The sequence below is a fragment of the Pseudomonas sp. LBUM1649 genome (genome assembly GCF_059716155.1).
On sequence record NZ_CP166807.1, the window covers coordinates 3,977,298 to 3,987,992 of the forward strand.

At 61.2% G+C, this 10,695-nt stretch carries 9 protein-coding genes; 7 read left to right on the plus strand and 2 right to left on the minus strand.

What is annotated here, in order from left to right:
• Positions 1-10: 10 nt before the first annotated feature.
• Both ACA058_RS18370 and ACA058_RS18375 read right to left on the minus strand, forming a co-directional pair.
• Complete coding sequence (locus tag ACA058_RS18370) at positions 11-2,122, minus strand: hybrid sensor histidine kinase/response regulator (RefSeq protein ID WP_497635296.1); 2,112 nt, start codon at positions 2,120-2,122, stop codon at positions 11-13.
• Between the two features lie 277 nt (positions 2,123-2,399).
• Positions 2,400-3,089 (minus strand): GntR family transcriptional regulator, encoded by a 690-nt coding sequence (locus ACA058_RS18375; protein ID WP_497635299.1) that lies wholly within the window; start codon positions 3,087-3,089, stop codon positions 2,400-2,402.
• Between the two features lie 140 nt (positions 3,090-3,229).
• On the opposite strand from ACA058_RS18375, the gene ACA058_RS18380 reads away from it, so the two are divergent.
• The 7 genes from ACA058_RS18380 to ACA058_RS18410 all read left to right on the plus strand — a co-directional run bounded on the left by ACA058_RS18380 (position 3,230) and on the right by ACA058_RS18410 (position 10,585).
• Positions 3,230-4,315 carry an ABC transporter ATP-binding protein gene (locus ACA058_RS18380; protein WP_497635300.1) on the plus strand — a complete coding sequence of 362 codons (1,086 nt, stop codon included), beginning with the start codon at positions 3,230-3,232 and terminating at the stop codon, positions 4,313-4,315.
• Position 4,316: 1 nt separating this feature from the next.
• Positions 4,317-5,234, plus strand: coding sequence for an ABC transporter permease (locus tag ACA058_RS18385; protein WP_497635301.1), 918 nt, complete (start codon positions 4,317-4,319; stop codon positions 5,232-5,234).
• A complete protein-coding gene (locus ACA058_RS18390; RefSeq protein ID WP_020795454.1) occupies positions 5,231-6,019 on the plus strand; it encodes an ABC transporter permease in 789 nt (262 codons plus the stop codon). Before ACA058_RS18385 ends, ACA058_RS18390 begins: the two co-directional genes overlap by 4 nt.
• Positions 6,020-6,036: 17 nt before the next feature.
• Positions 6,037-7,098, plus strand: coding sequence for an extracellular solute-binding protein (locus ACA058_RS18395; RefSeq protein WP_497635302.1), 1,062 nt, complete (start codon positions 6,037-6,039; stop codon positions 7,096-7,098).
• A gap of 131 nt (positions 7,099-7,229) precedes the next feature.
• Positions 7,230-8,426 carry an amidohydrolase family protein gene (locus ACA058_RS18400; RefSeq protein ID WP_497635303.1) on the plus strand — a complete coding sequence of 399 codons (1,197 nt, stop codon included), beginning with the start codon at positions 7,230-7,232 and terminating at the stop codon, positions 8,424-8,426.
• Complete coding sequence (locus ACA058_RS18405) at positions 8,423-9,910, plus strand: amidohydrolase family protein (protein WP_497635304.1); 1,488 nt, start codon at positions 8,423-8,425, stop codon at positions 9,908-9,910. Before ACA058_RS18400 ends, ACA058_RS18405 begins: the two co-directional genes overlap by 4 nt.
• Positions 9,911-9,922: 12 nt before the next feature.
• The gene (locus ACA058_RS18410; protein WP_497635305.1) at positions 9,923-10,585 is read left to right on the plus strand and encodes a flavin reductase family protein; all 663 of its coding nucleotides are present in this window, start codon (positions 9,923-9,925) and stop codon (positions 10,583-10,585) included.
• Positions 10,586-10,695 lie beyond the last annotated feature (110 nt).

The following is a 10,695-nucleotide window of genomic DNA, read 5'->3' on the forward strand; positions in this document are numbered from 1 at the left end:
TTCGGTGTATTTAGCCGTTTAGTACGGTACGAATCATCTGGGTCAGCGCTTGCGGCCCATAAGGTTTGCTCAGCAAATGGGTATCCGGGCTGAGCTGGTGGTTGCGCGAGATAATGTCACGGGTGTGACCCGAGGTGAACAACACCGCCACCGGGGGATTCTGTACCTTGGCCCATGCCGCCAGGTCCGAGCTTTTTATCAGGCCGGGCATGACCACGTCGGTAAAGATCAGGTCCAACGCCGCCCCCTCCAGCAACATCTGCATGGCAACGTCGGCATTGGCGGCGGTGAGCACCTGATAGCCCTCTTCGCGCAGCAACTCCACGGTTGAAACGCGCACTGCCTCATTATCCTCGACCACCAGGATCCGCTCGTTCGCGCCCCGTTGCTGCACATCGGCACGGGGTATTTCACTGTCCATCGAGCGCAGGCTGCGCGGAAAATACATCTGCACCCGGGTGCCCTGCCCAACGACGCTCGACATCTCGATATGCCCGCCACTCTGCTTGACGAAACCGAACACCATGCTCAAGCCCAGCCCCGTGCCCTGGCCGTCGGGCTTGGTGGTGAAAAACGGCTCGAAAGCCTGCCCGAGCACCTGCGGCGACATGCCCAGGCCGCTGTCCGAAACAGCGACCCGCACGTAGTCACCGGCAACGATGCCCTTGCCCAGGCAGAATCCGCGGTCGAGGGTGATGTTATCGGCACTCAACTCGATGGTGCCCTCGCCTTCCATGGCATCACGGGCATTGATCATCAGGTTGAGGATGGCGTTTTCCAGTTGATTGCGATCGACAAAGACCGACCAGGGGTCGGCGGGGGTACTCATGTGGATCTGAATAGTTTCCCCCAGCGCACGCTGCAACAGTTCGCCCAGGCCGTCGAAAATCTGCCGTGGCGTGCAAATCGCCGGGGACAAGGGCTGGCGACGGGCAAACGCGAGCAATTGCGAGGACAGTTTTGCACCGCGTTCAACCGCGGCAATAGACGCAGTGACCCGGCGCTGCACGTTGGCATTGTCCGGTTCATGACGGGCGAGCAAGTGCAGATTACCCGCAATCACCTGCAGCAGATTATTGAAGTCGTGGGCCACGCCGCCGGTAAGGCCGCCGATGGCTTCAAGCTTCTGTGACTGGCGCAATTGCTCTTCTGCCGCCAGTCGCGCTTCGACTTCATCGGCCACGCGCTGCTCCAGGTTGCGGGTAAACTTGAGCAAGGACTCTTCGGCGGTCTTGCGTTCGTGGATGTCGATCAACACCCCGGGAAAACGAAAAGCCTGGCCCTGCTCATCGAACTCGCAGCAGCCGCTGGCGAGCACCCACAGGTAACTGCCATCGGGACGTAGCACCCGGTATTCGGCGTTGTAAGGCGCACCGGTCTGAATCGATTGCCTGACCTGCTCCTCAACCCAGCTGCGATCATCGGGATGGATATGCGCTTGGGCGAAATCCTGGGGCAAATTGTCCAGGCTTTGCCCGGGGGGAAAGGAAAACGTGCGGGCAAAGCGCTCATCGCCGCTGAGGGTATTGGCCTTGATATCCCAGACGAACGAGCCGAGCAGGGCCCCGGCATTGAGTGCCAGGCGAACCCGCTCGTTGTCGGCGCGGTAGGCATTTTCGGCAGCTTGGCGCAGACGTTCGGAAATCACGAATTCGGTGGTTTCGACCACCATCGCCATGACGCCGGCAGGACGCCCGTCATCATCGGCGACCGGGCTGTAGTAAAGGTCCAGCCAGACGTCTTCGGGAACCCCGTCGCGCAGCAACACCAGCACTTTGTTGCGGTAGGACAAGGTCCCGCCCGCCAGGCAGGTGTCGACCACATGCCGGTTGAATTCGGCGACTTCCGGCCAGCCCAACTCCACCGCAGAACCCAACAGATAAGGATGGCGCCCGCCGGCAAATGTCGAATAGGCGTCGTTATAGATCATGTAGCCGGCCCGGCCCCAGAGCATCACCATCGGCAGCGGTGACGCGAGCATCAGCTGTACCGCACTGCGCAAGCTCCTGGACCAGCTTTCGAGGCTTCCCAGCTCGGTCCCGCTCCAGTCGAACGCACGAATGCGCCCGGCCATCTCGCCGTTCCAGCCGGCACACCCGTGGTTATCTTCTAGAAACTGCATCGACTGGTTCTGCGTCCCGGTAACTGCACCCGTTTGTTTCGAGCTTCGCGGATGGCAATGGTTTCATAGAGGTATAGCTGATTCTCACCCTGAACCCAGATCCGACGTGGCGAGGGGATTTATCCCCGTCGGGCTGCGAAGCAGCCCCAGTGTTCCAAGTCAAACTGCATGCAATGGGTTGACGACTGCTTCGCAGCCGAACGGGGTGGTGCGGCATTCCGATAAATCCCCTCGCCACACAATCCCAATTTGATCTTCAACGACCTGGGAATTGGGGTTACACCTCGATCAAATGCTTGAGCGGGTGATACCCCGTTTTCAACGTTGCGGCGACATCAAGAATCGCCTTCTCGATACCGTTCAAATGGATGCAGGTCAGCTCGATCGCCGCGCTCTGGTTACCCGCCTCGATGTACTCGATCAAACGCAGGTGCTCATCGTCGCGGCAGGCTTCATGGCTGTCGTCATCCAGCGCGGCGGCGTACAGCGAGGCCCGGGAGATCAGCTTCTGGAACCAGTCGAGCAACACCGGATTGTTCAGGCTGCGGGCCAACTTGATGTGGAACTCGCCGAGCAGGTGAATCAACCGTTCGTGGTCACCGCTGCGATGCGCCTCATCCTCAAGCAGCAAGTGATCGCGCAAATCCCGGGTCACCGCCGTATCGCGCCGGCGACACAGTTCGCTGACGATGCCGATCTCAACCAGGCGCCGGGTTTCGAACAACGAACGGATCTCTTCATCGCTCGGCAGCGACACCGACGCACCTTTATTGGGCTCGGTGGTGACCAGTCCATCGGCTTCCAATTGCTTGAGGGCGGCACGAACCGACGTGCGGCTGACATTGAAAAGTTCAGCCAGCGAAGCCTCGCCCAGCTTCATCCCGGGACGCAGCGAGCGTTTGCTGATCGCCTCGTAAACCCCTTGGTAGACGCGGTCGACCGTTGTTTCCAGCTTCTTTTCCGCCATTCGATGACTCCTTCAGCGCTACGCAACCCGCCCCAGGCGAATGAACAGCCTTGCAAAAGGGAGTTGCATGAACAGATTAATCCGGGTATTTCTAAATTGCATCCAGATTTTGCATACAATAATTAGAGGAATGCACCATTATGGGTCGTCCAGTTGCAATCGAAGTGCTTAACGTCTCCAAACGGTATTCCGACGATCCGGGGCTGGCTCCAGCTCTGGACAACGTTTCTGTCGACATTGCCGACAACGAGTTTTTCACCCTGCTCGGCCCCTCCGGCTGCGGCAAAACCACCCTGCTACGCACCATCGCCGGTTTCGAGCATGTCAGCGAGGGCGAGATTCGCCTGGCCGGTGAACCGGTCAACGATCTGCCGCCGTTCAAGCGTCGGGTCAACACGGTGTTCCAGAGCTACGCGCTGTTTCCGCACATGAGTGTCGCGCAGAATATCGCCTTCGGCCTCGAGATGCAGGGTCTTGATCGCAAGCAGATCGCGCAACGGGTCGATGAGATGCTGGCGCTGGTGCAAATGCAACACCTGGCCAAGCGCAAACCGGCGGAGTTGTCCGGTGGCCAGCAACAGCGCGTGGCACTGGCCCGGGCCCTGGCGCCGAAGCCCAAAGTGCTGTTGCTCGACGAACCGCTGTCGGCACTGGACCTCAAACTGCGCAAGGAAATGCAGGTCGAACTCAAGCGCGTGCAGAAGGAAGCCGGGATTACCTTCATTTTCGTCACCCACGATCAGGAAGAAGCCCTGACGTTGTCCGACCGCATCGCGGTGATGTCCGCCGGCAAGATCCTGCAGATCGGCACACCGAACGATATCTATGAACGCCCGCAGCATCAGTTCGTCGCCCAGTTCATCGGCGACATCAACTTCCTCCCCGGCCACCTCAAGCGCGGCCAGCAGAACGAAAAGTTCTTCGTGCCCAACGGCATGCCGGTGGAAATCCCCTGCCCGGCCCAAGGCTTCGAGGGCTCGCGGGTGCAACTGGCGTTCCGCCCGGAACGATCGCAACTGGTCGACCCGGCGCAACCGCATCACCTGCGCGGGGTGATCGAGGCAGTGCTGTATGTCGGCACCGCGACCCTCTACCAGTGCCGCTTGAATAACGACATCAAAGTCATGCTGCGCGAAAACAACGAAGGTCTTAACCGCAATCGCGGGGTCGGTGACCGTGTCGCGGTCAACCTGCCACCCCACGCCTGCCTGTTGATGGAGGCCTGAGATGAGCGTCAGCAGCACTTCCCCAGCCCTCACCCGCGCGCTGTTGCTCAGCCCGGTGGTTCTGACCCTGCTGGCCCTGATCGCCATTCCGCTGGGCATCATGGGCTACATCAGCCTGTTGCCGCGCAACGTCTATGGCGGCGTCGACTGGCAGGCCGACTGGCAATTGCAAAGCTACGTGCAGCTGTTTTTCCAGGAAGGTTTCGATGGCGAAATGGAGCTGAACTGGGTCTACGCCCAGGCGCTGCTCCGCTCGGTGTTCCAGGCCGGTGGCACCACGGTCCTGTGTTTCCTGTTTGGCTTTCCGGTGGCGTTGTGGATGTCGAGCCTGACCCCGCGTCGGCGCAACCTGATGGTGTTGCTGATCACCATCCCGTTCTGGACCAACCTGCTGATCCGCAACTACGCCTGGCTGATCATCCTGCGCGAACAGGGCTGGGTCGCCCAGAGCCTCAACGCGCTGTTTCCCCAGTCCGGCGGCATCACCCTGCTCTACAACGACTTCGCGGTCAGCGTCGGGCTGGTCTACAGCTTCCTGCCGTTCATGATCCTGCCGATCTACTCGACCCTGGAAAAACTCGATTGGCGTCTTGTAGAGGCCGCCTATGACCTTGGCGCCAATCGCTGGCACGCGCTGCGGCGGATCATCCTGCCGTTGTCGATGCCTGGGGTGATTGCCGGTTCCCTGCTGGTGTTCGTGCCGAGCCTGGGTGCCTTTATCACTCCGGCGATTCTCGGCGGCGGCAAGACCCTGATGATCGGCAACCTGATCCAGCAACAGTTCGGCACCGCGCGCAACTGGCCCCTGGGTAGTTCGCTGTCGTTCCTGTTGCTGGGGATTCTGCTGCTGTCCTTGGTGCTTTACGCCCTCTATAGCCGCAGCGCCGCCAACACTCTTCGTCGGGGAGCCACCGCATGATCGCCCTGCACCTGAAAAAGCTGCCAATGACCCGGGAAGTCAGCCTGCTGATCCTGGCCTATCTGTACCTGCCGATCTTCGTACTGATCGCCTACAGCTTCAACGCCAACCGCTCGGCGACGGTGTGGACCGAGTTCTCGTTCGCCTGGTACGGGCGGATCCTGGCCAACCCGTCGATCCAGACCGCGGCGCTGAACTCGATCATCGTCGCCGGCATCGCCACGGTCTGCGCCACGGCGATTGCGCTGCTCGCGGCACTGGCGACCTACCGTCCGTTCTATGGCCAGAAGATGGTCGAAGGCGGGATCAACCTGCCGCTGATCCTGCCGGAGATCGTCACCGCCGTGGCCACCCTGCTGTTGTTCATGGCGCTGGGGATCAAGCTTGGATTGCTGACGGTGATCGTCGCGCACATCGGCTTTTGCATTCCTTTCGCTTACCTGCCGATCCGCGCACGGCTCAATGACCTGGACAAGAGCCTGCTGGAAGCGGCGAACGACCTGTACGCCAATCCATGGCAGGTGTTCCGCCGGGTGACGCTGCCGCTGTTGTGGCCGGCGGTGCTGTCCGGTTCGGTACTGGCATTCGTGGTCAGCCTCGACGATTTCATCATGACCTTCTTCGTCGCCGGTCCCGGTTCGACCACCTTGCCGGTGTACATCTTCTCCGCGATCAAGGCCGGCGTGACGCCTGAGATCAACGCGATCTCGACCCTGATGCTGGTGATTTCCATCGTGCTGGTGGTGCTGGCCTTCTGGCTAGGACAGCGCGGCAAACAACAATGAGCCTGGAGTGTTCGTCCATGAAAGTGAAAAGCCTGCGTTTCGCCTTTGCCGGTCTGGCCTTGAGTTGCTTCACCGCACTCACTGCGTTCGGCGCACAAGCCGCCGAGCCCAAGGAACTGTTCTTCTACAACTGGACCGATTACTACCCGGTCGACCTGCTGGCCAAGTTCGAAAAGGAGACCGGGATCAAGGTCACCATGGACGGCTACGACAGCAACGAAACGCTGCTGGCCAAATTGCAGGCCGGTGGCGCGGCGTACGACGTGATCGTGCCGTCGCAATCGATCATGCGCACCTTGATCAACCAGAACCTGCTGCTGCGAATCGATGCCTCGACCCTGCCCAACTTCCAGTACGTCAAACCGGCGTTTCGCGACCCGAGCTTCGACCCCGGCCGCAAATTCTCGGCGCCGTACCTGTGGGGTAGCACCGGGTTCTCCTATGACAGCGCGCGGGTACCCGGCGGCAAACTGGACGATTCGTGGAAAGAGTTCTTCGAACCGCGCAAGGAACTGCAAGGCCAACTGGCGGCGCTCGACACCTCCAGCAGCGTGATCAACGCCGCCAGCCATTACCTGAACGTCGACGAATGTACGGAAAACCCACAGGACGCCAAGCGCATCCTCGAACTGCTGCAAAAACAGAAACCCTTCCTGAAGATGTACAGCTCGGACAACACCGTCGACCGCATGGCTTCCGGTGAAGTGATCATGATGCAGAACTGGAACGGTTCTACAGCGCGGGCCACGTTGCAGAAGAGCACCATCAAGTACGTGTATCCGAAAGAAGGCCTGGCGATGTTCCAGGACAACTTCGCCGTGCCGAAAAGTGCGCCGCACCCCGGCAACGCGAAGATTTTCATCGACTGGATGATGAAGCCGGAAAACGCCGCCGCCGTGTCCAACGCCATCGCCTACGCGAACGGCATCCAGAGCGACAAGCTGATCGATGCGAAATGGCGAGTGATGGACGCCATCAACATGCCCGACGAATTCGCCTCGCGCCTGCGCCCGGAGAAGGAATGCAGCAACAAGGCGCGGGAACTGCAGGACCGGATCTGGGCGAAGCTCAAGGGCTGATCGTCTGACTTGAAACCGAGTCGCGGCCATCGCGAGCAAGCATTGGTCCTACAGGTATTGGGTTAATCCTGTAGGAGCAAAGCTTGCTCGCGATGAGGCCCTTCCACACAACACAGAATCTGAGGTATGCAATGACCCAACCCCGCTGGCTACGCAACGTGCGCCCCTACGGCGCCCCCGCCGAAGACCTGCTGATCGAAAACGGCCGGTTCACCCAACGTCGCCCCGCCTCGACCACCGAGCTGCTGGCCACCGACATCGACGGCCAGAACCAATTGCTCACCGGCACAATGGTGGAAAGCCACGTGCACCTGGACAAAACCCTCTGGGGCCAACCCTGGCGCCCGAACAGTGCCGGGCCAACCCTCAAGGACTACATCGCCAACGAACGGCGCATCCTGCGTGAAGTCACCGCACCGATCGCGCAACGGGCCGGTGCCCTGCTGGAAAACTGCATCGCCCGTGGCTCGCTGACCCTGCGCTGTCACGTCGATATCGACCCGGAATTCGGCCTGCGCCATGTCGAAGCCATGCAACAACTGCGGGAAACCTACCGCGACCTGATCGACCTGCAACTGGTGGTATTCCCGCAAACCGGCCTGATCAGCCGCCCCGGTACCGCCGAGCTGATGCGCGAAGCCATGGCCCTGGGCGTGGAGAACGTCGGTGGTCTTGATCCGTGCGGCATCGACAACGACCCGATCGCGCAACTCGACTTCGTGTTCAAACTGGCCAGCGAATTCGACCGTGGCGTCGACATTCACCTGCACGACAAGGGCGAGTTGGGCCTGTGGCAGATCGCCCTGATCGCCGACTACACCCAGCGCTTCGGGCTTCAAGGCCGGGTGATGATCAGTCATGCCTATTGCCTGGGCATGTTGCCGTGGAGCCAGGTCAAACCGCTGGCCGAACGGCTGGCGGCGCTGGGCATTTCGCTGATGAGTTCGGCGCCGGCCGATTGCGCGGTGCCGCCGTTCCTCGCCCTGCGCGAGGCCGGGGTGAATGTATGCCTGGGCTCGGACGGCATCCGCGACGCCTGGTCGCCCATGGGCAACGGCGACATGCTGGAACGGGCGATGTTGCTGGCGTTTCGTTTCGACTTGAACAAGGACGAAGAACTGGCGGCGGCGTTTGAGGCGGCAACGGTCAATGGCGCTCGGGCGTTGGGTTGTGAAAGCTATGGCGTGGAACTTGGCCGGCCAGCGGACTTCCTGCTGATGCCAGTGCAGACCCTGGGCGAAGCCGTGGTTTCGAGACCGGTGCGGCAGGTTTATCGCGGTGGGCGGTTGATCGCTGCAGGCGGTCGCCTGTTGGAAAGCCGCCTGTGAAACGCATCGGCTTGCGGGCCAGCTGCGTGGTCGGGTTCGACGGCTCGCAGCACGTGCTTTGGCGCGACGGCGAAGTGGTGTTCGAAGGCTCACGCATTGTGTTTGTCGGGCGTGATTACGCTGGACCGGTGGATCAGTGGATCGACTACGGCAATGCGCTGATCGGTCCTGGCTTCATCGATCTGGATGCCTTGGGCGATCTCGATTCCACGGTGCTGACCCTGGACAACGGCGACGAACGCGACATGGGCCGGATGTGGTCGGCGCAGTATCTGGCGCGCGGCCCACGGGAAAGTTACAGCCCCGAAGAAGAAGTTTTCAAATACCGCTACGCCTTCACCCAATTGATCCGCAACGGCATCACCACGGCCATACCGATCACTTCGATGTACTACCGCGAGTGGGCCGAAACCTATGATGAATTTGCCGCGGTGGCGGATGTGGCAGCCGAGTTGGGGCTGCGCACCTACCTCGGCCCCTGCTACATGAGCGGCATGAGTTACTGGCGGGCCGACGGCACGCTGGCCCATCACTGGGACGAAGCCCGGGGCATGGCCGGGCTCGATGCGGCCGAGCGGTTTTTCCAGGATTTCGAGGGTGCTCATGAAGGGTTGATTCGCGGAGCGCTGCTGCCGGATCGCATCCAGACTTGCACGCCAGCGTTGCTGCAACGCACCGCCGCACTCAGCCGGGAACTCAACGCCCCGATGCGCTTGCATTGCTGCCAAGGGCTCGGCGAAGTGGCAATGGTTGAACAACTTCGCGGTTTTTCGCCGCTGGGCTGGCTGGAGGATATGGGCCTGCTGACCCCGCGCAGCCTGTTGCCCCATGGCATCTACACTCGGGGCGATGACGACCTGCAACGGGTGGTGGATGGCGGCGCCAGCCTGGTGCATTGCCCGGTGGTGTTTGCCCGGGATGGCGAGGCGCTGAATTCGTTTGGACGCTATCGCGCCAAGGGCATCAACTTCGCCCTGGGCACCGACACCTGGCCGGCGGATTTGCTCGACAACATGCGCCAGGGTTTGAACATCGCGCGCTTGATGGAGGGCGGCAATTCACTCACCAGCACATTGGATATGTATAACGCTGCCACCCTGGGCGGCGCCAAGGCCTTGGGCCGCGACGATCTCGGGCGCCTGGCGCCGGGGGCCAAAGCCGACATCACCGTGTTCAGCCTGCGCGGCCTGCACCTGGGGCCGCTGTTCGACCCGCTGAAAAACCTGGTCCTGGCCGGGCGCGGTGACGATTGCATCGCCAGTTACATCGATGGCTGCTGCGTGATGCAGGACGGTCAGGTTCAGGGGGTCGACTACCCCGCCCTGCAACGCCAGGCCCAACAGCAATTCGAAAAACTGATGCGCAGCCACAGCGACCGGACCTTCGGCCAACCGGACTGGAAGACCCTGTTCCAACCGGCCATCCCGTTCGCCGACGACTACAGCGCACAAGCGCCGCTCTGCGCCATTGATCCACTCCTTTAGAGAATTCTGCCCATGCAAAGCTTCGACTTCAGCCAACTGAGCCCACGGGACAAGTACAAGATTCTGATCGGCAGCGTGGTGCCACGGCCGATTGCCCTGGTCACCACCGTCGACGCTGAAGGCCGCGTCAACGCCGCGCCGTTCAGCTTTTTCAACGCGCTGTCGGCCGATCCACCGATCCTTGCGCTGGGCGTGGAGAACTACGGCGACCAGAGTCCCAAGGACACCACGCGCAACATCCAGCTCAACCAGGAGTTCACGGTGAACATCGTCAGCGATGCCCTGGTGGAAGCCATGAATGTTTGCGCCGTACCCTTCGCCCCGGGTTTCGACGAACTGACCGCCGCCGGCCTCACCGCCATCCCCGGCACCACGGTAAAATGCCCGCGAATCGGCGAGGCTCCGGTGGCCCTGGAATGCCGGCGGATGATGGCGCTGTCCATCGGCCAGTCGCGGGAGATCATCTTTGGCGAAGTGTTGATGGCCCATGTGCGGGATGAGCTGATCGACCCGAAGACTTTGTACATCGATCAGCTGGGGCTTGATGCGATCGGGCGGATGGGTGGGCATGGGTATGCGCGCACGCGGGATTACTTCGACCTGCCGACCCGCTCCTTGCAGGCGTGGACGGATGCACCGGGCGGTGGGGAACGGTTTTGGCCAATCGCCAAGTAATCCGCCTTCACACATAACCTGTGGGAGCGGGCTTATGTGGCGAGGGGATTTATCCCCGTTGGGCTGCGAAGCGGCCCCAAAACCTGCTACCGCAGTAGTTTCAGAAAAAC

Excerpts from the sequence above, each read along its gene's own strand:
- ACA058_RS18370 (WP_497635296.1), bottom strand. The coding sequence starts at position 2,122 with ATGCAGTTTCTAGAAGATAACCACGGGTGTGCCGGCTGGAACGGCGAG.
- ACA058_RS18375 (WP_497635299.1), bottom strand. The coding sequence starts at position 3,089 with ATGGCGGAAAAGAAGCTGGAAACAACGGTCGACCGCGTCTACCAAGGG.
- ACA058_RS18380 (WP_497635300.1), top strand. The coding sequence starts at position 3,230 with ATGGGTCGTCCAGTTGCAATCGAAGTGCTTAACGTCTCCAAACGGTAT.
- ACA058_RS18385 (WP_497635301.1), top strand. The coding sequence starts at position 4,317 with ATGAGCGTCAGCAGCACTTCCCCAGCCCTCACCCGCGCGCTGTTGCTC.
- ACA058_RS18390 (WP_020795454.1), top strand. The coding sequence starts at position 5,231 with ATGATCGCCCTGCACCTGAAAAAGCTGCCAATGACCCGGGAAGTCAGC.
- ACA058_RS18395 (WP_497635302.1), top strand. The coding sequence starts at position 6,037 with ATGAAAGTGAAAAGCCTGCGTTTCGCCTTTGCCGGTCTGGCCTTGAGT.
- ACA058_RS18400 (WP_497635303.1), top strand. The coding sequence starts at position 7,230 with ATGACCCAACCCCGCTGGCTACGCAACGTGCGCCCCTACGGCGCCCCC.
- ACA058_RS18410 (WP_497635305.1), top strand. The coding sequence starts at position 9,923 with ATGCAAAGCTTCGACTTCAGCCAACTGAGCCCACGGGACAAGTACAAG.